General features: G+C 53.2%; 22 protein-coding genes. 4 read left to right on the plus strand and 18 right to left on the minus strand.

Annotated features, from left to right (window positions below; all coding sequences use genetic code 11):
* The 8 genes from CF651_RS30915 to CF651_RS30950 all read right to left on the minus strand — a co-directional run.
* A partial coding sequence (locus CF651_RS30915; RefSeq protein WP_144029143.1) for a hypothetical protein occupies window positions 1–261 on the minus strand: 261 nt, incomplete at its 3' end.
* Between the two features lie 40 nt (window positions 262–301).
* Entirely contained in the window at window positions 302–1,198 is an 897-nt protein-coding gene (locus tag CF651_RS30920; RefSeq protein ID WP_094018717.1) for a hypothetical protein, read from the minus strand.
* 25 nt (window positions 1,199–1,223) lie between these two features.
* Window positions 1,224–2,216, minus strand: coding sequence for a hypothetical protein (locus CF651_RS30925; protein WP_094018718.1), 993 nt, complete (start codon window positions 2,214–2,216; stop codon window positions 1,224–1,226).
* A complete protein-coding gene (locus CF651_RS30930; protein ID WP_094018719.1) occupies window positions 2,194–3,921 on the minus strand; it encodes an ATPase, T2SS/T4P/T4SS family in 1,728 nt (575 codons plus the stop codon). The genes CF651_RS30925 and CF651_RS30930 overlap by 23 nt, the downstream gene beginning before the upstream one ends.
* Window position 3,922: 1 nt before the next feature.
* Window positions 3,923–5,251: a P-loop NTPase family protein gene (locus CF651_RS30935; protein ID WP_144029144.1), complete on the minus strand. Its 1,329-nt coding sequence runs from the start codon at window positions 5,249–5,251 to the stop codon at window positions 3,923–3,925.
* 44 nt (window positions 5,252–5,295) lie between these two features.
* Complete coding sequence (locus CF651_RS30940; protein WP_094018721.1) at window positions 5,296–5,994, minus strand: SAF domain-containing protein; 699 nt, start codon at window positions 5,992–5,994, stop codon at window positions 5,296–5,298.
* A gap of 18 nt (window positions 5,995–6,012) precedes the next feature.
* A complete protein-coding gene (locus CF651_RS32595; RefSeq protein ID WP_245856224.1) occupies window positions 6,013–7,896 on the minus strand; it encodes a serine/threonine protein kinase in 1,884 nt (627 codons plus the stop codon).
* Window positions 7,897–8,042: 146 nt separating this feature from the next.
* A complete protein-coding gene (locus CF651_RS30950; protein WP_094018735.1) occupies window positions 8,043–8,585 on the minus strand; it encodes an MOSC domain-containing protein in 543 nt (180 codons plus the stop codon).
* 250 nt (window positions 8,586–8,835) lie between these two features.
* Between CF651_RS30950 and CF651_RS30955 the strand changes: the two genes are divergently transcribed.
* The gene (locus tag CF651_RS30955; RefSeq protein WP_094018722.1) at window positions 8,836–9,597 is read left to right on the plus strand and encodes a polysaccharide deacetylase family protein; all 762 of its coding nucleotides are present in this window, start codon (window positions 8,836–8,838) and stop codon (window positions 9,595–9,597) included.
* Between the two features lie 158 nt (window positions 9,598–9,755).
* On the opposite strand, the gene CF651_RS30960 is transcribed toward CF651_RS30955, so the two are convergent.
* Window positions 9,756–10,037: a hypothetical protein gene (locus tag CF651_RS30960; RefSeq protein ID WP_094018723.1), complete on the minus strand. Its 282-nt coding sequence runs from the start codon at window positions 10,035–10,037 to the stop codon at window positions 9,756–9,758.
* Between the two features lie 274 nt (window positions 10,038–10,311).
* Between CF651_RS30960 and CF651_RS30965 the strand changes: the two genes are divergently transcribed.
* On the plus strand, window positions 10,312–10,551 hold the full coding sequence (locus CF651_RS30965) for a hypothetical protein (RefSeq protein WP_094018724.1): 240 nt from the start codon (window positions 10,312–10,314) through the stop codon (window positions 10,549–10,551).
* Between the two features lie 100 nt (window positions 10,552–10,651).
* On the opposite strand, the gene CF651_RS30970 is transcribed toward CF651_RS30965, so the two are convergent.
* The 5 genes from CF651_RS30970 to uptA form a co-directional block, all read right to left on the minus strand.
* The gene (locus CF651_RS30970) at window positions 10,652–11,413 is read right to left on the minus strand and encodes a lipase family protein (RefSeq protein WP_094018725.1); all 762 of its coding nucleotides are present in this window, start codon (window positions 11,411–11,413) and stop codon (window positions 10,652–10,654) included.
* A gap of 94 nt (window positions 11,414–11,507) precedes the next feature.
* A complete protein-coding gene (locus CF651_RS30975) occupies window positions 11,508–12,143 on the minus strand; it encodes an MBL fold metallo-hydrolase (RefSeq protein ID WP_094018726.1) in 636 nt (211 codons plus the stop codon).
* A 14-nt stretch (window positions 12,144–12,157) separates the two neighbouring features.
* On the minus strand, window positions 12,158–12,724 hold the full coding sequence (locus CF651_RS30980) for a thioredoxin family protein (RefSeq protein ID WP_094018727.1): 567 nt from the start codon (window positions 12,722–12,724) through the stop codon (window positions 12,158–12,160).
* A 65-nt stretch (window positions 12,725–12,789) separates the two neighbouring features.
* On the minus strand, window positions 12,790–13,608 hold the full coding sequence (locus tag CF651_RS30985; protein ID WP_179233080.1) for an aminoglycoside phosphotransferase family protein: 819 nt from the start codon (window positions 13,606–13,608) through the stop codon (window positions 12,790–12,792).
* A 104-nt stretch (window positions 13,609–13,712) separates the two neighbouring features.
* On the minus strand, window positions 13,713–14,324 hold the full coding sequence (uptA, locus tag CF651_RS30990) for an undecaprenyl phosphate transporter UptA (RefSeq protein ID WP_094018729.1): 612 nt from the start codon (window positions 14,322–14,324) through the stop codon (window positions 13,713–13,715).
* Window positions 14,325–14,540: 216 nt separating this feature from the next.
* Here uptA and CF651_RS30995 point away from each other — a divergent pair, with 216 nt between their 5' ends.
* Window positions 14,541–15,020, plus strand: a complete 480-nt coding sequence (locus tag CF651_RS30995) for a cupredoxin domain-containing protein (RefSeq protein WP_245856225.1) — start codon at window positions 14,541–14,543, stop codon at window positions 15,018–15,020.
* 123 nt (window positions 15,021–15,143) lie between these two features.
* Window positions 15,144–15,458, plus strand: a complete 315-nt coding sequence (locus CF651_RS31000; RefSeq protein ID WP_094018737.1) for a dehydrogenase — start codon at window positions 15,144–15,146, stop codon at window positions 15,456–15,458.
* A 55-nt stretch (window positions 15,459–15,513) separates the two neighbouring features.
* On the opposite strand, the gene CF651_RS31005 is transcribed toward CF651_RS31000, so the two are convergent.
* From CF651_RS31005 to CF651_RS31020, 4 genes are all read right to left on the minus strand, one after another.
* Window positions 15,514–16,179 carry an NAD(P)H-binding protein gene (locus CF651_RS31005; protein WP_094018730.1) on the minus strand — a complete coding sequence of 222 codons (666 nt, stop codon included), beginning with the start codon at window positions 16,177–16,179 and terminating at the stop codon, window positions 15,514–15,516.
* A 126-nt stretch (window positions 16,180–16,305) separates the two neighbouring features.
* Complete coding sequence (locus CF651_RS31010) at window positions 16,306–17,253, minus strand: polyprenyl synthetase family protein (RefSeq protein WP_094018731.1); 948 nt, start codon at window positions 17,251–17,253, stop codon at window positions 16,306–16,308.
* Window positions 17,253–17,942: a response regulator transcription factor gene (locus CF651_RS31015; protein ID WP_245856226.1), complete on the minus strand. Its 690-nt coding sequence runs from the start codon at window positions 17,940–17,942 to the stop codon at window positions 17,253–17,255. Before CF651_RS31015 ends, CF651_RS31010 begins: the two co-directional genes overlap by 1 nt.
* Window positions 17,903–20,230 (minus strand): ATP-binding protein, encoded by a 2,328-nt coding sequence (locus CF651_RS31020; protein WP_094018732.1) that lies wholly within the window; start codon window positions 20,228–20,230, stop codon window positions 17,903–17,905. The genes CF651_RS31015 and CF651_RS31020 overlap by 40 nt, the downstream gene beginning before the upstream one ends.
* Window positions 20,231–20,575 lie beyond the last annotated feature (345 nt).

Below are 20,575 nucleotides of genomic sequence, written 5' to 3' on the forward strand. Positions count from 1 at the left end.
AACACCGATGCAAGGAGGAAAATGCTGATTCAGCGACTGTTTAGCTCTATAAAGATCGTGAAGATCAACGATAAATGGAGGATCGAAGAAACCATTAGTCCGCTCTTGTAGTGGTACATTTATTAAGTTCGTTCTGTTAAACAAATTGTCCATTTGCGTCTTCTTATCTTTAATGGAAGTCCACAGCGCGACATAAATAAAAATACCGATGGCAGCAAGCGTAGCGGCGATTAATAAAAATTTTTCCAAGGCCGGTTTCAAAACGTTCCACTCTCCTCTTAGGTTCAGTTGGGCACCATCTTCAGGACCCGAATTGGTTCGTATTGCGCGCTAAATCCGTAACATATTGCTGCGCTATATTGAGCGCATTCCATAAATAGATAAGCAAAGGGCTAAAAGCCGCACCGTAAGCTAAATTACCGAAAAATTTGCGCCGCCGCCGGCGATTTTCACGCAGCATCTGGGTGTAGCTCTCTTCCCTTGCATCGACTAAGGCAGACAGCTCCTCAGGCGGCGTCAGCTCCAGGTCGGCCAAAAGCTTGCACAGCTCCTTCGCTTCCCTTGTGCCGATATCCTCGGCAATCACTTTCAATGCGGCGTGCGCCCCTTCGTCAAACCTCCGCAATCCCTTATGAAGGGACGGCTTAATTCGTATCGTATAATCCCGCAGCTTCGTCAAGAGCGTATGCAAGTTCAATCTTCTCCGGCCGCTCGCCTTCAATTCGTCGGCAATCATGCTGTAAATCATAAAGAGCTCCCGGTTTTTCTCGCCGTCGTCAACCTCTTTCCATTTGCGTAAAAAGTAAGTCAGCAAGGAAGCCTTCGTATTGGTCATCAAAAGCAGCACAACCGGCCCCCAAAGCTGAAGCACGAGTCTGGGCCAAGGCTGCTCCTCCCACTGAATCACCGCATCGTACAGGTTGTTGATTAACCAAACAAATGCGATGCCGTATCTAAGCGACTGAATACGCCACGCGTTCAGCCGCAGCGGATAACCGCTGCCCGCAAGCCGCTCCTCAAGCTCGGGATGATGGAGCCAGCGCTGCAGGCGCATATACTGAAGACGGGTCAAATGCTTCAAGGAAACCGGCGATCGGAGTCTGCGGTGGACCAAATAAGCGGCAAACCCGTATAGCAAACAGATCAAAAGCCCGAGCAGCATACCCGCTAGCCTGTACCCTTGCTCCCCATAGGTCATTTCATCGAAGGCCTGCCTTTCGTATTTAGTAGTCGTTAGGGGGACGCCGGAACCACATGGCCAATAGCAGCGACCCGACAATAAAGCAAACTGTTGTCGTCAGCCAAAACCTCCCCTGCTCGGTTTCCAGCTGGTAATGGACTGTGCTGTTGTACCCCATAAAAGTAACCATTAACACCATCAATAAGGGAAACAAAATGACGTGCAGCCAGCTCAGCTGCAGTACCTCCGAGCTAGAATCTCCTTCGTCGCGCAGCATGTCGATTTGTTTGTGAATGTTCTTGTCAATGGCCATCAGTGTATTCTCAACATTCTCACCGCGCAGCAGCCCTTTCAGCACCGTTAAGCCGAGCTGTTTGGCAAACGAGGTTTGGATGCCATAAATAAACTCTTCCACCGCCCTCTCCATCTCCCGTACATCGACATAATTCAGCTCCTCCCGAATCCAATTCATAAAATGCCTGCGGATCGGCTCGGAGCCGACCTCCTGACTGGATAATTGAAGCGCAAGCCGCATATTGCCGCGGGTTACTTTATATTTGCTGGACAATATGCCAACGGCCTCCGCAAGATCATAACCCGTTTGAATTTGAAGACTTCTCAGCTTGATACGCTGATAAAGGACAGGCGCGGCAATTGTCAGGATTGCGGCAAACAGGCTGAACCTGACGTCTGCTGTAATAAAATAGCCGACCATGCTTACCGAGCATGCCGTTGCTATAGTCAGCACGACAAATCGCTGCAAGGAGGTGTCCCGATACCGTCCCCCTTGTGTCGCTTTGAGAAGCAGCTCCAGCTCACGGCGCCAACGCTGCCACATCTGTAGGACCCGATTAGGCCGCTCATTGGATAAACTCCGCTTGGCCAGCCTCTTCATGCTGGATTGATGACGGCGATCCGTTCGTACCAGCTCCCTTGTGAAGCGGAGCAACGGCCTTAATGCAAGGTAAAGCCCTGCGGAGAACAGCCAGGCGGAGAGGACAAGAATAGCCGCATTAAGGAGCGGATAGAAGGTCATTTTCCATGCCGCCCTCCTTTATTGCAGCATGGCACATTGTCCTCTCCTCTGGAGGGACTCCGGCTGCTGAAGCCGAAGCTCCCTGTACAACGCCTGCCAGCCGATCCAATGTTTGTTGAATCCGGTGCAGCGGATGACCGTCGGACGGGTTGTAAATGACGACACCTTCGCCCGTAGCGATAGGGGACACCTGGCCCAGCCGTTCTAGTGTCCGTCGCGTTTGATCCGCCCAGACCGGCTCTACCTCCCGCATCTCCCGATACAGTGTGTCGCTCAAATCCAGCCGGTACGTCCAGGTGTCCGTATGTTCGTCCCAACGCATCAGCTCATGTGTGCTGATCTCCCCGTTAAAGCGATTGTAACGAAGCTCCATAACACTCTTGATCCGTTTGCGTGTCCGGGTCACGTCCTGTGACTGAACAATAAGAATATCGATATTTTCAGCGACCCGCTTCTCCTCTTCTTCAAAACGGAGGCCCGGCGTCAGGCTGCACAGCAAACGGGCGAACTGGGAGGGAACGGTTTCCGGCTTCCACGTATGAAACGTGCTGCCGAAGCCCTTCAACAGCCGCTCGCAGGCAAGCATAGCCCCTTCTGCCTCGACCCGCCTCACCTCACCGATAATCGCATAATCAACGTCGAAGCGAAGCACCTGGTCCATTGCATGGTGAAACGCGCTTTCGTGCGTCACCCGTTCGATCAGCTTTTTCTCGGGGAAATCCCGGCTGGCCGCCAGCTCATAGTGCTTCTCGATAATGGCACCGGTATAATGATCCGCCCGTTCAGCCAAAAGCGCCTTCAACGTAGTCGATTTTCCCGTTCCTGGCGGACCGACAATCAAAGTATTACAATGGGTTTTGGATAGTCCCCTCAGCAAATCCACTGCCTCCGGCGGCAAAGTCCGTCTTCGTTCATCAGCCAAATCGTCTATAGTCACCCGTCCGATCAGGAATCGACGGAATGTAATGACGTCGTGCTTCACATCCGGCTTAACCGTCAACGTCACCCGCTCGCCCGTATATAAATCCACCTCCAGTGTCGTATGGTACAAGTTGACGATGGCGTCTTCCTTTTGCCGGGTGAGCGCCCTGATGATTTTGTCTACCTCCTGCGTAGAAGCAAATTGAAACGGCATCCTTTCATGTCTGCCGCCGTGATGAATCCAAATCGAAGTGCCGATAATTTGGGCGGCATAGCTGTCGGGATACATCTGCCAGCAGGCCAGCACCTTGAAGCCGTACATTTCATGGAACATGGCATGGGTCACATCCGAGTAGCAGCGCTGCTCCTCCCTTGCATATGAACGCAGACCGACATAATAATCCGGCAGCTCCACCTGATGCAGTCCCTGCTGATCGACATACGATTGAATCTGCTCCATAATGGCCGTCACGGTTTCAGGGACCCCGATAATCGCTTGATTCTCAAGCTCTACAAAAGCTTCCGCCTCATCGCCCCCGGAAGGCCCTCCTCCCGGCAAGCGGTCCGCATGACCGCGGTTTATCGCCCCGGCGAACCGTTCCCCCGCAAGCTCCCTATAAGCACGGCACGCCTGTTCGAATACGGAGCCCTGGTTCTTCTCCGCATGGACGTAGCCTTCCAGCCCCGCATCAGAGGAAACTGAAGCTGTAGTCTGGGCGGCTTCATGATCCGGATGGGGACGAAATTGTCCGATATGAAATCGCAGCGGCTTGGAACTATTCATCTTACGCCCCCTTAACAGGCTTCATCCAGCGAAGCCATGAGCTGCTTTTGGACGAAACCTCCAGCTCGTGTGCTTTTCCCTCCATGCTTGAAGCTGAGGCAGAGGGCAGCAGAGGAATATCGTAAAAATGCAGCAGCGCCCGGCAGGCTTTGGCCAGCTCCTTGTCATAATCGGGCCATTGCCGCTCAAGCAAGCTTTCCTCCGCCTCCGCACGGGAAAAGCCCTGAACAAACGGGAGACTGCCTACATAGGGCAGGCCCAGCTGGCGTGAAAGCTGCTTCTCGGTTTCCATTTCCGGTGACCGGTGCATCTGATTAAAGAGCAGCAAGGATTGCCGTTCTTCCCAGCGAAACACCGGCTGTAATATATGGTCGCACAGCCGCCCCCACTGCAGCTTCGCCTGCGGGTGCTGATGCATCTGAACGAGCAGCAAATCCGATGCCAATATGCTTTGTGCGGCAAGGGCATGATCAGGATAGCTGCCGGCATCAATTAGAAGCAGGTCAAAGCATTCCTTCGCCTTATCAATCAACCACGAGGTGCCTTCAATGTTGTAATAGTAAAGCTTCTTTAAATCTCGGCTGCCCGCAAGGTAATGAGCGCCGGGGGCCAGCTGGTGCATTTTCCCTTTCAGCTCGTGAGCCTGCAGCTGGCGGCCCTGCAAGCTCCCCCACAGCTCATCCAAGTATTTACCCGTGTACCTGATCCCGCTGTCCCCCGGGTTCCAGCCGTTTAAGCCGAGAATGCCGACTCGAATACCGGACATCCGGCTTAATGTGATTCCGGTACGAAGCAGGCTCGAGGTAAGGCCCAGCTGAGGCAGAGCGGCGATACCCGTGATCACTTTACTAAGAGGCTTGTCCCTGGAAGCCCCTACACCCGCTGCGATGTCGGCTACCTGCTCCGCCGTATGGTAAGGGAGCGTATAGGAAAGCCCATGCGCGGCACATAGGCTTTGCCTCGTTTTGAGAGCTTGCGGGTCAAGCCCGTTGCTCAACATGTATACGATCCGGCTGTGGGGCTCACCGCTGCCAAGTGCCATAGCCTCGTAAATATCAAGCTGCGTATCGCTCACGAGCCATACACGGGCTGCATTACGATCAAATACAGGAAGGCCATCCGCCTCCAGCGTGTTCAATTTCGTATGCATCCCGGGATCAAAAGTCAGCTGTCCGTTATCTGATGCCGAGGGAATTCGTGAACGCTCCTCAGCTTCGCTTATCAATACTCCAGCCATTTCTTTGGAAACGGACACGACGGTATCAAAGTGTCCGGAGCCTCTCATCGCCTCCAGCAGTCTCCGGTCGGCCGATACTACATATGCATTCAACCTGCATTCCTCCTTTGTGGTTTTGCGATGCAGCAGCGCCACCATCATTGATATACAATTAAAAATTTGTACCCCTTGCTCCCATATTTACGAATCAGCTCTTTCTGCTCCTCATTCACAATAAGCTCCACTGTGCTGACAGAGCCTGTCGGCTTCTTCCTGTCATCCGTCGAAGCAATCTCCTGATTATTCGTTCCTTTGGCATAGCTGACAACGATATCACGAAGCTTCTTTTCCTCTGCATAGGAAATGTCCAGCTGCTCCAGCCTTTCCCGGTTCAGCTCCTGCTCCGGCTTCCCTTCGGCCTTCTTGCTCTCCTCCTTCTGAACGAGCAGTAATGAGACACGGTCCCCTCGAAGCAAGCTCCCAGGCGGCTTCCCAAAAATCCATTCCGTCGGCAGAGGCATGTTCCATTCCCCCGGCGAAGGAAGCAAATGCCCGGTGTTCAGCATCGCATCGGTCAGCTGCTCGTTTCCTCTTAGCGGCCTCGATGTCTCCTGCTGGAGCACATCCGTCAGCTTCACCTTGGCTCCTTTGACCAGCTGGTCCCTTTTAATCTTGGCTATCTTCACATCCGCCTCGGACAAGCTGGCTCCCTGCTCAACCGGACGGGCAGCAACCACCACATCCACGGTCCCCCATACAGGCTCTATCCCCCATTTCCACACGATCAGCAGGGCCGGACCGGACAAGCATAATCCGATCACCAACACATAATACAGGCACTTATAACCAAAGCTCATCTTGCCTTTGCCTCCGTTTTATCCGTTTTTCCATAGCTTGTGCAGCATGCGCCTGGTGCCCGGGGCTGTCGTCCTTTCGCCATGGCCCCCACTCGCATTCATTGCATCTGCGGGCCTATGGGACTGGAGCAAAATCTTCAGCCAGGGAACCAACGCCCTCACAAGCTGCGGCTCGACTGCCGGGTGCTGCTGAACCAAACTCCCTTGCCAGCTGGCTTCGGCTATCAAGCTGAAGTCAATCAATGGCAGCAGGCAGGCGGGGGGCTCCGGGAGTGCCTTCAGCCACTGTCCGGTCTGCCTAAGTGCCACAGCTTTATTGGCGAGGCCCTGCACACGCTTCCCGCTCTGCCGCGCTGCATCAAGCTGCAGCAGATTGCGGCGTGCCGCTAGGGAGTCGAGCTTATGCAGCAGCGGCTCGACCACATAGACAACATCATCGGCAGCAGCCAACAGCTCGCATACAGCCGGCTGCTGCCAGTCCGACCCGATATCCGCCACGACAACGGGCCGGTCCAGCCTGCAGAGAAGCTGCCGCAGCGGCGTCATCTCATGCGCCCCGGCGTTCGCCTCCATCCCGGTTTCAGCGGCTGCCTCTCCCGCAGCGGCACCCCAATAGGCCGACCCGTCGCTGTAAGCGGACGGCCTCCCATAAGGCGCGGCCGCTGCTTCGGCCACCGCCATCGAAGCCGGGGACGGGGCTAAAGCAGCCCCCCGTCCCTCCATCCCGGCGGCCTCATCCGGGCCGCCGCCCGCAGCCGACGGCAGCCACAGCGTGCCGCCGTCAATCCAGGGCGCCGCGTCCCAGGGCACAGGGCCGCGTGCATCGTTGTAGCAGCGGTAGCCCGCCGGTGCGTGCTTCTCGCCGAAGAGCAGCGCGTACAGCTCCGGCTGCCGCGTCGGCGGCTCAAGCACCGCGTGCGGCACGCCCAGCGCCTGCAGCGCGCGGGCCATCGCGAGCGCGGCGAACGTCGCGCCCGCTCCCGCGTAGAGCGCGCCGACCGCGAGCACGCGCGGCCGCGGTGCGGCGGCCCCGCCGGCGGCTGTGCCGCTGCGCGTCTGCGAGAGGCTGCCGCCCGCCTGCGGCGGCAGCAGGCGCAGCAGCTCGCGGCGCACCTCCGCCGCGGATTGGCAGCGCGCGGCGGGCTCCGCCTGCAGCAGCTTCCCGACGAGCCCGGTGAGGCTCGCCGGGAGGCTGGTGTCCAGCTCGCCCAAGGGCTTGCGCGCGGCGTGATAGTACTGCCCGCCGCTCAGCACAAAATACATCAAGGCCCCGAGCGAATACAGATCCGTCCGCGTATCCGTCTGCCGCCCCGCGAATTGTTCCGGTGCCGCGAAGCCAACGGTACCGATCGGTACCGTATCCATCGCTTGCCCTGCCTTAAAGCTGCGGGCAATGCCGAAATCAATCAGCCGGATTTGTTCCTGCAAATCAATCATCAAATTGGATGGCTTCAAATCCCGGTATACGACAGGCTCAGGTCGGCGGGTGTGAAGATAATGAAATAAATCGCAAAGCTGAACAACGTAAGAAATCAGCTGACTGGCCGGCATACGTCGCCCCTGACGCTCAAACCGCTGCTGCAGCGTCTCCCCTTCGATATAATCCATAATCAAATAGCGGTAGCCCTGCGCATTGGCGGGATAATAATCGACGATCTCCGGCAAGTTCGGGTGCTGCAGCCGAATCAGCATATCCGCTTCTGCAGAGGCCGCTGCCGATTCCTCACCTTCCATTCTCGACTCCTTGACCGCCCAGCGCTTGCCGGGAAGACGCAGATCCTCCGCTAAATAGACAGTCCCCATTCCCCCGCTGCCGAGCTTGGATACGATGCGGTAGCGCCCTCCCAGCACCTCATGGACTTGCAAACCGGTTAAACCGGAAAACGGTTGTTGCATCGGCATTGGCAGCACCTCCCTTGAATGTTTCAATACGCAAAAAAACCGCCCCTTCCATGCGTTACGCATGGGAGAGGCGGTTCTTCCGCTCAACTGTTACAAATATTGACTATAAATTACCACATTTTCCTTGTCCATGCAACAAATTTCGATTAAATCATAGCAATGGTGACAGGCTCGTTCGGCATAATCATGCCTTCCCTCTCCACCGAGCATACAATTCCCCGCAGCTGCTTGGCCGCTTTGACAAAAGAAGCTTCCAACCGCTCATCTCCTAAAGCGTCTGCGATCACTTTGCCAGGGCCGCGGCAGGGCAGATTTTCCCCTTCGCAAATTAATCCCACCCCTCCCGGGAACAACAATCTTGCCCCCTGCGGCAGCAGCGTCAGCGGTTCATAGCCGCTTAACAAGATATTGGCTCCTAGCCATTCGGGCAAAATCCGTTCCACGCCAAGAGACGATGCGATTCGGGCGCATTCTTCCGCTGAGACGATGCTGATTTGCCTGCGATTGGCGATCATCGTTCCCCGAGGGTACCACTTTTGCCGGGAATCCGCGGGGCGAAGCAGCCCGTAATGGCGGTCGCCGGGAATTCCCGCAAGCTCTATATTCAACTGTTCCTCGCGTTGGGTAATGAAGGAACCGTGCTCCCTTGCGGCCAACACAGCTAAAACCTGGGCTTCAAACTTTTTCATCGGATCGGATGTATCTCCTTTTTTTCCATTATCATACCATGCCGGGCAGAGGGCAGCTACATGATCCATACAATATCCCGGTGGCTGGTAAGCCCCTAATACATTCACCCCAAGCCAGCTTCCTGCATGCTGTAAGCCTACAAAAGGTTAAGCTTTACGCACTTGCAGGAACATGGGTAATCCCCCACATAAAAGGGAAAACTAGGCTATCGATTTTTCATGACAAAAGCTGATGCGGAGGACGAAGGGTATGTGGAGCATGGCAATCAAAGCAAGTGTGCTGGCCGGTTGCTTGGTTTGGTGTTCGAATGTCGAGGCCGCACCGGGCAAAGGGCGGGCTTACTATGAGCAGCGGGGAGAGGTCGTTTGGGAAGTCCCGACGGAGGAAAAGATGATGGCCCTCACCTTTGACGACGGGCCGGACCCTGCGGATACGCCGCAAATTTTGGATTTGCTGAAGCAGTACGATGTCAAAGCCACCTTTTTCCTTATCGGAAACAAGGCGGAGCGATACCCTGAGCTTGTTCAACGGGAAGTCGCGGAAGGTCACGAGCTGGGCAACCACACGTATCACCACGCCTACTTCAACCGGGGCGTAACGGAACGCCGAATCCACGACGAGCTGGGAAAAGCGCAGGAGGCTATCTATCGCATCTCAGGTCAAAAACCGCAGCTGTTCCGGCCCCCTGGCGGCTATTATAACGAAATGCTCATCCAAACCGCGAGGAAAGAGGGCTTCATGGTCGTAATGTGGTCATGGCATATGGATACGTTGGACTGGGATACGCCAGGTGTCCACAAGATTACATCCAAGGTGCTGAAAAACGCACGTAACGGGGATATCGTCCTGTTCCACGATTATGTCGAAGGCCGGACGGAAACGATCGCGGCATTGAAGCAAATATTACCGGAGCTCAAACAAAGAGGCTATAAGTTCGTCACCGTGTCTGAGCTGCTCCGCTACCGAAAGCCGAGTCCTGTCAAGCATACGGAGGAAGCGGAGCCATCATGACCTAAACACAAACTGCAATATATGTAAGCGCGCCGTCGCCCGTATGAGCCACCCGCGAAAGGCTCCTCACCCCCACCCGTTAGAGTAAGGAGCCTTTCTATCATGGCAGAGGACTCAATGCGGCTTACCGCACGAAGTCGTCTACAGGCGGTCGGTTCTTATTTGCAAGCGGCAGGCCCTAAACCCGTTCCGCGCAAAATAATAACCAGCAGGATATACAGGACCAGAATAATTCCGGCTGAAGTATACCATGTTCCGCATCCATGATGTTTTTTCGGCTCATAAATGTTGATTTCTTCATAGCTTGCATGAATGTTGACAGGAGCCGTGTAGCTTGGGTATGGCATTGGCATCGGCTTGCTTGCCGGACCCATCGAGACTGGGGAAACAGCCGGCAGCGGCATAGGTGCAGGCATTGGCATCGGTTTGTATTTTTCCATGAGGACACCTCCGTTAAATGTAAAGGCGTGTTCCTAACGAACACATCAACAGTCTATGGAGAATCACCCATGGGGAACACGGTATTCACCCATAGCGGAAAAATTAGACGAATGCCCGTTAGTAATTTTCACATCCGATGTCCCCGGAAGCTTATAGATTCGATTGTGGTAAAAAAAGTATTGAAAACGGATGCAACTTTTTGTTGTTCCGTACGTCTTATACTATAACAGCAGCTCGATTTTGAAGTTAGCTCAGATGAGGAGGGCATGACCCATGAGAGATCCCGTTCAGGAAACACCCATACATAACGAGTCTGCAGGCATCATGCCGCTCCAAGAGGCCATCCCTTCCGGGGAGCCGGAGCACTTCAAAATGCCGCAGAACGCTGCAAAATCCGTACGACAGACGGGAACAGGCGATATGCCTTCACCGATTCGATATTTCAGTTATTTCTTCTTCACTTCATCGGCATTACTGCTGGTCATCGGTGTGTTTTATCAATTGTTAAAATAATAGCCTGTGAGTTCAGACCTCGCTCCACCCTCTGGTTCTTCAGAACCGTCAGGCGGATCGAGGTCTTTTTTCTACTCTTGTCCTTCAACAAGGCTCGGCTTCAAGCTTTTTTATCTAACGAACAAAACCCCGGATGTGTCCCGCACATCGCTTCGGCATAGGATGGGTCCAGCTCAGCCAGCTTGCGATGATACTGCAAAATGTGATGGTTGCTGAATACGTTGGAGCGATGGATTGTAATTTCAACCAAGCCTTTGACATGCGAGTAGATACTGCCTTCCATCGATGGCGGCAGCTGAGGCACGAGATCATTGGTGTTCACCACCCTCACCGAATGCTCGATTGTGCGGTCAAAAGCGGCGGCAAAGACCGGATCTCCTACCTTCGGCGAGCCGAACGTATAGACGAGCGGCTGCTTGAACTTGCTGTTGGCGGCGATATCGACAGCACTGAGCGTAGCCATAGCCCCGCCCAAACTATGACCGGTTACCCATAGCGATCTGCCGGACGTCCAGAACTTGCGCAGCGACTTGAGCAAGGGCGTGCGAATCGTATCGCGGTACAGCTCCATGTACCCTCTATGGGTCCTGCCGCCGGTCTTCCCGTACGGAAACACAACCTGTGTGAAATCCAGGCCACGCATCATCTCAGAGCTGTTCTCCGTTCCTCTGAACGCAACGACAATCCGTTTGTCCGAGCCCATAATGCAGCCGAACCATGAGTCCTCCCCGCTGCCTAATGTGGATAGCAGGGTGTAGCCCTGGGGCAGCACAAAGCCGCTGCGGCTTTTGTATCTTTTCATCGCTTGATAGGACGCGGCTGATAGAAAAATAGCTCTCCGTATCACAAGCTGGCGGTCCATTCGCCATCCCCCCTCACCCCATCCTATTCAGGACAAAGCAAAATCTCCTCCGCTAACGCCGCAAGAGCGTGAACAGAGGAGATTCGCAAAACGGTTATACGTATGGATTATTTTCTTTCTCATACCCGATCGTCGTCTTGGCTCCGTGCCCCGGGTAGACGATCGTCTCATCCGGCAATTGGAACAGCTTGTTGTGGATCGAATCCAACAGTTCCTCGTTGCGGCCCCCCGGCAGGTCCGTCCGGCCCACCGACAGACGGAACAGTACATCGCCCCCGAACAAATGGGGCCCTGTGAGGAAGCTGACACTGCCGGGCGAATGGCCCGGCGTATGGAACACTCTCAGCTCGAGACCAAGCAGCTTTAAAATCTGCCCCTCGTCGAGCGCGTATTCCGCCGGATCAGTCACAATTGGACCGCCGAGCTCCGGCCACCGGTTGGAGCCGTTGCGGTTGGCATTGGTCAGCCAATCAGCTTCCGCATCGTGCAGGTACACAGGGCAGCCCTTCAGCTTGCGGATCTCGTCCACGCCGCCGATATGGTCAAAATGCGCATGCGTCAGCAGAATCGCCTCAATATCCATCCCCTCTATTCGCTTCAGCAGCGGCTTCGGGTTCATGCCGGGATCAATAATGATCCCCTTATTCTCCTCCGGGCGGGACAGCAGATACGCGTTCGTTCCCAGCGGCCCCAAGGAAAACGACTCAATTTTAACCCCTTCTAAGCTCATCGGCACATTCCGCCTTAGAACGTAGAGAGAAGGTCGCGAAGTTCTTTCACGATCACAGCATGGTAGCCTGTGCCTTCTCCGTACTGGGCACCCATTTCCTGACGCGCCACTTTAATTTTCTCATCATAGTCAGGCGCTGTGCGGTCCGGGTTCTCCTGCTTGAACTTGTTCATAACCGCCTGTACATGCTGCGGACGAGGGCCCCAATGTCCTAATACGTGACCGCTGAAGTCGGTGAAAATAACGATCGGGATCGCTTCGCCCCCCCCTGTCAAGAATTGAGCCATCACATCGGGATGCTCCTCCTTGATAAGTACTTCTACCGGAATACCCGAATTTTCTAACGCGCGAAACACGACCGGTACGTTACGAACGACATCCCCGCACCAATCCGCCATCAAAATCAGGCAGCGCAGATCGTCACGATTATTCAACGAATCAAAAAACTCTTTGTCATCCTCATTATCCCATGCGAAGGCTTCGTACCACTCCACGAATTTCTCCTGGTTCTTCGTCATGCCGTCGATAAACTGCTGCGGCTTCAAGCCGGTTCTCAGCTTGCTGGCTAAATTAGCGCTCATGCGATAAAGCCCTCCTTAAGGTTGGTATATTATTCATTCTATATAAAAATAAGCACCTAGGCAATTCAAACCACAGGCTGCCCTGAAGAAATCCGTTCCTGAACAAGCCGGAGCAGCCGCCGCTCCTCTTCCCCCGTGACTCCCTCGATGAGCCGGGCTGCCGCAAGAGGAAGGGTCCACATCCGGATATCCTCCAACGAATGGCCGGACAAGGCCAAGTAAGCGGAGGTATATTCCTGCTTGAGCTTTCTGCGAAGCACAGTCAGCAGGGTACGGATCAGCCTCGGCATCGAAGCCGGCAGCTCCGCATATTCGAGAATCAGAACTGTTCTGGCGACATCTGCTATGGGCTGGCCGCAGCTTCCTGTCGTCCAATCGATAATCACCGGCCCTTTAGAGGACAGCATCACATTGTCCGGGTGAAAATCGCCGTGACACGCCTGCCCTCCGTCCGAAAGCTGCCGTAAATACCGGATTACCGCCGCTTTTTGGCCTTCTGTCAGCTGCGGCGCGTGAGTAATGTTATATTCGAGCAGCTGCTTCTGCGGAGGGAGCCCTGCTCCTGACCTGCATCCGAGCTCGAAGTGCTGTGACGCCATCAGCCGGGCCAGCTTGTTCAGCTGCCAAGGCTTCTTCGACAGCTGCCGGGTCAAGGTCGGACCGTCGATCCGCTCGTAGACGATCCCTTTTTTTCCATCCACTGCTTCGATGCCGTAAACGGCCGGCACCGCCAGCTTCAGCTCCTGCACCGTGCGGCTCAGCTTCCATTCCGCCTCCAGCAGCGCATCGAGCTTCCGGCTTCGAAACAGCTTAATAATTTTATTATGCTCCCATTGGAATACTTCCGCTGTCTTCCCCTGCCCGATTCGTGGGCCCAGTGCCATGATCCTGTCACCTGCTTCTTTCATTGTTCTTCTATCAATAAAAAAAGCCGTTCTCCCGTATGAAATTCTGGAAGAAACAGCTTTCTGGAGGCCCTGCCTGCCGCTTATTGGGCGGGCTTTCCTTTTTTGCGCGTAAGTAACTTATAGGCAATGAAGAGAACGATCAGGACGATGGCGCCAATGATCGCAGGCTTCGTATATTGTGATGCGTATTGGTCGATTTGGTCCCAGTTGGATCCGAGCGCGCGTCCCAGGTAAACGAACAGGATGGCCCAAGGAATCGTCCCCAAGGTTGTATATAGAATGAATTGCGCCAAATTCATGCGGGCCAAACCCGCCGGTATTGAAATGGCTTGTCTAACAACGGGGAGGAAGCGGGCGACGAACACCATACCTGGTCCGTACTGCTGAAACCAGCGCTCGGTCAGATCGATATACTTCGGCTTCAGCAATAAATATTTCCCGTATTTGTTCAGAAAAGGGCGTCCGCCATAACGGCTCAGGTAATACAAAATCAACTGCTGCAGCACGCATCCGATCGTTCCGAACAGAATGGCTTCGAATATCGAGATCCCTCCGTCGAGAGAGGCCAGGTAGCCCGCGTAGGATAACACAAGCTCACTTGGAATGACTTCCAGCATAAGACCGAGTAAAATTCCCCATACTCCTAAATTCTCAATAAACGTCATGGCGCTTTGAATCATTTGATGTAGCATCCGGTAACAGCCTCTTCCTCTCCCACGGGGCAAGCCCGTATCACTCTATTTTCTCTATTCTACCATAAATGCAACTCTTGCTTCCAACCGTTCGGGCATCAGATGGCCGTCATGTGGCAGCCGCGTGCCGGCCAGACGAGTATCACAGCACTCCTGGCATGAAGCGACAAGCAAACGCATACAGTAGTACAAACAGTCAAAGGGTGGGATGAACGGGTGAATAAAGTATACATCATCAGTAAAAAGCAGCTCCAGCTGTGGACCCTGGTTGCGATTATGGCGCTCGGCACGGTCGGCGCAGCGGCGTGGTATTGGGGACATCGCGAGGCCAAAACAACCGCGGCTTCCTCTATCAGCACAGCGCAGACCGGACAAGCCCGGACCATCCACCTCGTAACGGGTGAGTTCAAAACGACGGGCACAGACGGAAAGCCCATTGAAGTGTACCGATGGGACCCCGGGACCATCCACGTCAAGCAAGGCGAGAAAATTAACCTGAGCATCTATGGTGTTAACGGCACAAGCCACCCTTTTATTATTGACGGGCTGAACGTAAAGGGTGAGGTAAAAAAAGGCAAGGAAACGATCGTTTCCTTCCAGGCCGACAAGCCCGGCACGTACCGAATCGTCTGCTTGACGCACCCGGATATCGCTCATAACGGGCCGATGGTCGGGTATATCGTTGTCGATGCCTGACCCTGTCTTGCCCCCTCCCCCTTGTGGCTGTCCCGCCGCCCAAGGGGGCTTTTTCGTTCACAATTCAGGTGCATCAGGCGTCTCTCCCGCATACCATAGGGTAGGAAGGAGACGATGAACCGCATGAACCCATCGAACAAAGTGAAGCATAATCAGGAACTCCCTACCGCACGAAAAATTCGCCGCTCCTGCAGCCGTGAGCTGTACCGGGCCCGAAAAAAAATAAACCAGTGGATCGCCCCTGATTTAGTTGAGCAGGCCGACGCCCTGTATTTCAAAAAGGTAGCGTTGAATCTGCCATGGATTGTAGAGAACGGCAGCAACCGTAAAGCACTGTCCGATTGGTGGGAGGAGAATGTGTGCCCGGACATTGCAGAGCTCTGGAAGGTCGATGCCCAGGTACTGGCGAGGGCATTCAGGGAGTCATTTGGCGGGTAACCGTCAGCAGATATAGGCACACGAACGCCCCCCTGCCGGCCATAAAACGGCGCGGCTACTTGCCTGCCGCCAAGTCCTCGATAGCATCGGACTCGTAGACCTGTACGCCGGAGCGGCCAGCCAGCGCTGCGCGCAGCATCGCTTCGGCGACAGCGGAAGCCGGGATAGCCTTGTACTTGCGCAGCGGCCCTGCAAAAGCGAAGCCGAGCAGCTTCATGGCGACGGCCGATGCCCGCTCGCCGAAGCGAAACTGGGCCCGCTCCCCCAGCAGCAGAGAGGGCCGGAACAGATGCAGCGCCGGGAAATGCAACGACCGGAGCGCATCCTCCACCTCTCCTTTGACCCGGCTGTAAAAGATAGAGGACTGCTTGTCCGCCCCCATCGCCGTAACGATAAGGTACTGTGCGGCTCCCTGCTGCGCCGCTTGCTTGGCCAACCGAATCGGATATTCATAATCGACCTTCCGGAAGGCATCCTTGCTGCCGGCCTGCTTCATTGTCGTACCCAGCGTACAGAACACGTCTGCGTCCTGCAGCAGCTCCTTTTCCAGGAGAAGGTCATCGAAAGAGACGACCTGTTCAATGAGCTTCTGATGCTGAAGCCCTGTCGGCCGGCGTACCAGCGTAATGACTCTCCCGTAGCCGCTGTGCTGCAGCAGCTTTTGGACCAGCCCATTGCCGATCAATCCCGTAGATCCGGCCACAATGGCGGTTCTTGTCATCTTAACCCCCCTCTTCTTTTCCGATACGCTCGCTTATCACCGTTTCTTCCACAGAGCCCCAGACCTTCCCGTGCTTAACGGTTTTATTGCTTAGGTAAGCGGGCGATGCCTGTTGGATCTAAGGATCTACCTGTTCAAACAGCCGGCAAACGGAGCCAGCGTAAGACTTCTCCACTCTTCCCTCCACGGAGTCGCGGGCAGCTCCTCAAGCAGTGTTTCCGCCCGTTCCACATAGAGAGACTGGATGACTCGCGTATATTCCACGCAGCCGCAAGCATCGATATAATCGACACAGGCCTCCTGATGCTTTAAAAATTCTTCTTCTGTCACTGTACCTTCATAAAATGACTTCAGCACCGGAAACGATTCCCCGCAATGCATCAGCATGTACAAAATCGGCAGCGTCCGTTTTTTTTGCAGCAAATCGTTATGCAGGTCGAACCGGTTCAAATCCTTCAGATCATTCTCGATTTGAGCAACGGTGCCAATACATTCCGCAAGCTCGTTCAAGCAGGCGGCCGTTTCCTCGCCGCACGAGTCCGGGACCAATGCATAGCCCATACAGCAAGCCAGCCGCACCAGGGCGCCGGATTTCTGCTGAATCATGGCCAAATAGTCGGCTTCGGTATCCGGACCCTGACCCACATCCTGCTGCTGACCGTTGATCGACCGGGCCAGCAGGCGGCTGACCTGAACCGCCAGCGGGACCTCTTCGCGGGCATGCTGCTGCAGCTGAGCCAGCTCGCCCATCACCCCCGCCATAAAGGCGAGCAGTGCATTGAGGGTGAACGCCTCCGGACACTGCATCCACGATTTATTCGGCTGGTCGCGGTCCTGCAAATCGTCCACGATATCCAAAGTAAGTATAATAAGCTCCGTCAGTGCGGCCGCCCGATACACCACCTCAGCTTCTTCCCCGCCCAGCATCCTGTAGGTATAAATAGTGATGTCTGACCAAATACGGTTACCCTCCGCATGCTCCCGGATGAATTGCTTCATCAGCCCATTCAGGCCCTCATTCGGCACATAGGCATCAACAATCCGATGCTGCTCCGTCAACACTTCCTGCTTCATCACGCTTCACTCCGGTCCATCTCGTTATAATATTTGCTTTGGACGAATTTCTCCAGAGCCTGTACTCTGGATTTAACTCCCAGCTTCTCATAAATTTTTTTCAAATAATTGTCCACGGATCGTTTGCTGACGTAAATCTCTTGTGCAATCTGCTCGTGGGTAGCCCCCCGCATAAGCATGGACATGATACGGACTTCATCCTTGGTCAAAGCGGCATCCGGTAAGGGCGTGCTCGTCATTAACCTCATATTGCGGTATAACGGCAAAGGCAGCATCGTGCAGTTATCCATGATGCAGCGAACCATATTCTGGATTACGCTTTCACTTGATTCCTTGGAAATAATGCCGCTCACTCCGAGCTCAATTAAATGATTGTACATGTCGGCCACGTCGATGCCGGTAAAGATAACGACATGGATCCCTGGATAACGCATTTTGATTTGCTTTACGACGCCGCTCCCGAATTGATCGGGTAAATGATAGTCCAGCATGACCAGTCCCGGCTTATGCTGCTCAACCAGTTCCAAGCATTCAGTACCCGTTTTGGCTATTCCCATTACAGACACACCCTGGATTTGTTCCAAAATCGATTTGGTCGCCATCGCGATGAGCGGATGATCGTCAACCACAATTGCCTTCATTTCCGTGTTCATGCCGATTGTACCTTTCTTTTCGGTAATGTAATCCATAGTCTGAGTCCGGTCCCTTTGCTTGTCCGAATCTTCCATTGTCCGTCCAGATGCAGGACACGGCTTTTCATCTGCTCCATCCCGGTCCCCGATGCACCAATCTCCCGAACCAACCCCTCCTGAACTTCAAAGCCTACACCGTCATCCTCATACATCAGCAAAAACTGGTCCCCGGCACGAGCTATCACAATGCTTACATGGGATGCCTCCGAATGCTTCTTCGCATTATTCAACAGCTCCTGTACAATACGGAACACGTGATGCTTGATTTCCAAATCCCAATATTCGATAGCTTCCGTTCCGCGTGTAAAAAACTTCAGCTCAAAGGGGCACAGCAGGCTTTCGCTTTCAATCACTTTGCGGATCGTCTCGATCAGTCCGATCTCATGCAGCAGATGCGGGTGCAGCTCAAAGCAGCTTTGACGTAAATTGGTATTAATAATTTCCACATAATCAATGACGCTTTTCATCTGCTCCAAGTTATCATCCTGAAGAGCTTGTTTTTCCATAATCGCTGCAAATTTTTTTTTCAAGAAAAACAGATCCTGAAGCGTTGTATCATGCAGGTCGGTAGCAATGCGCTTGCGTTCGGCTTCCTGCAAATCAAACATCAGCTTGCGAAACCACATAAAATCATGGGCATCCTGTTCATTAGGAATTTGGGCGGCCAGCAGCTGCAGCCTAATATTCAGCTTGCCGATCAAATGGAGATTTTCCATACTGACCGCTAAATAAGAAATGATCAGATTCAACCAATGGACATCGTCTTTGCTAAGCAAGGTATTTGAGATTTTGCTGGTCAAAATCAGGCTGCTTGTATATTCCTCATTCCGATTAATCTCCATACAAAGCAGCGTCGGATGGTCCCTTATGTCCAGAGCGGCAATTCGTTCCACCTCGGCCAGATCAATGTCTCCCTCAAGCACGGTCTCGATTCTGTCCTGGTGCTTAAAAGCAATAGCGGCCCCGTGCACCTGAAGCATTGTCACGATATCAACCAGCACAATCTCCCGAAGCTCCCTGAAGCTGGATATCGATCGGAGATTGGCGGCTATTTTCTTCAAAGCCTGCTGCAAATGATATTTCCTTGGAAATACGATCGCTTCCAACCTCGTCAAAAAATTTTCCAGAAAATAAATAATTAAAGTAATGATCGTAAGTACGGTAAAAAAACCGGTCAGCAAATGTCTCGCGGACGCATCCTCGGTAAAAATAAAATTATTCAACAGTGTAATGAGTGCGCTTGGAAACACCGATAGCACGACCGTAAATAAAATGCGCCGCAGCACCAGATCAATGTCATACAATTGTTTGGTCAAAATCAGGTAGGCAAATGACATAGGGAAAAACAGAACGAACCATGAGGTATACAACGAGTTGACCCAATCGTTACCCGTTAACAGCTGCGGAAGAAAAGACAGGCTTACGAAGGGGAGAAAGGAAATCGCAAAAGCCCATAAAACGGTTTTGATAATAACGGACACATAGGAGCCGTCTTTTCGGTACTTCCAATAAACCCAAGACAAATAGAAGAAATTCAATGCGATTCCCATCAAAAAAAAGACGATGACGGTACTGCTGTTATACTTGTAGAAATCATAGGCAATGGCAGGAAAGAAAAAGGTTCCCCTGCACAGCAGCGTTACCGCTACGACACCATATACGTATTTCAAGAAATGCAAAGGGAAGGCTGCTGCGCCCCGCTCTCTTACGAAGTGAACGAAAAAATGAAAAAATACGATCGGGAACACCATCATTAACGTAGTAATCGTAATTTTCCCCAGCGTATCTCCTCTGGCTGAAGCCCCCAGTGCCGCAAAAATAAGACCGATATTGACAAAAACGAGAGACAAAAACCGACTGGAGACGGAATGCTTCACTTTGATATGCAGGAGGACAGCCAGAGACAGGCAAAGAATTTCGCCGAAAAAAGGGAAGGAACTTGTAGAGGCCTCTGCCGCAGCTTTCGTGACCCCAACTTCTATCTCCTTGCCTTCCCTTTCGATAACAATAGTCTGCGCCTGCTCTATCATCCTCCATTTTTGTACGCTTGGCAGGAGTTCGGGGGGATTTCCGTCTACGGTTTGAATGATATCCCCGATCTGAAAGTTCAATCTGAGGCTTGCACTGTCCTTTTCCAGTTTGGTAATAACCCAATCCTTCTCTTCATTTTGCTTCAATATGATTCCTATAAACGGATATTGGAAGGTGATATAACCGAACCATACAAGCAAGGATGTAAGGAGCCCTAGTACGAGTACCAGCCGAAAATTTTTTTTATTTTCCAAGCCATTCCCCCCTTGCAATTTTATTATTTCTGGTATAATAAAATTGCAATAAATGTTAAATATTGCCGAAAAAGAGGTGGTTACTATGTTGTCCAGCGTAACTTATTCTTCCCAATTGCATCATGTCATCCGCTCCCTCAAACAACTCACAACGCAAGAAGTAACAGAGCTATTCAAGAACAGCAAGTGGTTCGAGTCCTGGTCTCTATCCGCTTCAGAAGGACAAGCAGTCACTTCATTATTCGCCCAATCTACAAATCCCGACAAAAAAAGGTCTGGAAAGGTTGATTTGTGGGGCTAATCAGCTTCATTATTTTACCAAAACAAAAAGAGATTGTATATTAT

Source organism: Paenibacillus rigui (assembly GCF_002234615.1).
GTDB classification, from domain to species: Bacteria; Bacillota; Bacilli; order Paenibacillales; family NBRC-103111; genus Paenibacillus_S; species Paenibacillus_S rigui.

Coding starts and splice junctions, on each gene's coding strand:
- CF651_RS30940 (WP_094018721.1), bottom strand. CDS start 5,994: ATGAGCTTTGGTTATAAGTGCCTGTATTATGTGTTGGTGATCGGATTA.
- CF651_RS30930 (WP_094018719.1), bottom strand. CDS start 3,921: ATGAATAGTTCCAAGCCGCTGCGATTTCATATCGGACAATTTCGTCCC.
- CF651_RS30920 (WP_094018717.1), bottom strand. CDS start 1,198: ATGACCTATGGGGAGCAAGGGTACAGGCTAGCGGGTATGCTGCTCGGG.
- CF651_RS31015 (WP_245856226.1), bottom strand. CDS start 17,942: ATGGATTACATTACCGAAAAGAAAGGTACAATCGGCATGAACACGGAA.
- CF651_RS30925 (WP_094018718.1), bottom strand. CDS start 2,216: ATGACCTTCTATCCGCTCCTTAATGCGGCTATTCTTGTCCTCTCCGCC.
- CF651_RS31000 (WP_094018737.1), top strand. CDS start 15,144: ATGAACCCATCGAACAAAGTGAAGCATAATCAGGAACTCCCTACCGCA.
- CF651_RS30985 (WP_179233080.1), bottom strand. CDS start 13,608: ATGGCACTGGGCCCACGAATCGGGCAGGGGAAGACAGCGGAAGTATTC.
- CF651_RS30950 (WP_094018735.1), bottom strand. CDS start 8,585: ATGAAAAAGTTTGAAGCCCAGGTTTTAGCTGTGTTGGCCGCAAGGGAG.
- CF651_RS30970 (WP_094018725.1), bottom strand. CDS start 11,413: ATGGACCGCCAGCTTGTGATACGGAGAGCTATTTTTCTATCAGCCGCG.
- CF651_RS30975 (WP_094018726.1), bottom strand. CDS start 12,143: ATGAGCTTAGAAGGGGTTAAAATTGAGTCGTTTTCCTTGGGGCCGCTG.
- CF651_RS30955 (WP_094018722.1), top strand. CDS start 8,836: ATGTGGAGCATGGCAATCAAAGCAAGTGTGCTGGCCGGTTGCTTGGTT.
- CF651_RS30965 (WP_094018724.1), top strand. CDS start 10,312: ATGAGAGATCCCGTTCAGGAAACACCCATACATAACGAGTCTGCAGGC.
- CF651_RS32595 (WP_245856224.1), bottom strand. CDS start 7,896: ATGCCGATGCAACAACCGTTTTCCGGTTTAACCGGTTTGCAAGTCCAT.
- uptA (WP_094018729.1), bottom strand. CDS start 14,324: ATGCTACATCAAATGATTCAAAGCGCCATGACGTTTATTGAGAATTTA.
- CF651_RS31010 (WP_094018731.1), bottom strand. CDS start 17,253: ATGAAGCAGGAAGTGTTGACGGAGCAGCATCGGATTGTTGATGCCTAT.
- CF651_RS30960 (WP_094018723.1), bottom strand. CDS start 10,037: ATGGAAAAATACAAACCGATGCCAATGCCTGCACCTATGCCGCTGCCG.
- CF651_RS31005 (WP_094018730.1), bottom strand. CDS start 16,179: ATGACAAGAACCGCCATTGTGGCCGGATCTACGGGATTGATCGGCAAT.
- CF651_RS30980 (WP_094018727.1), bottom strand. CDS start 12,724: ATGAGCGCTAATTTAGCCAGCAAGCTGAGAACCGGCTTGAAGCCGCAG.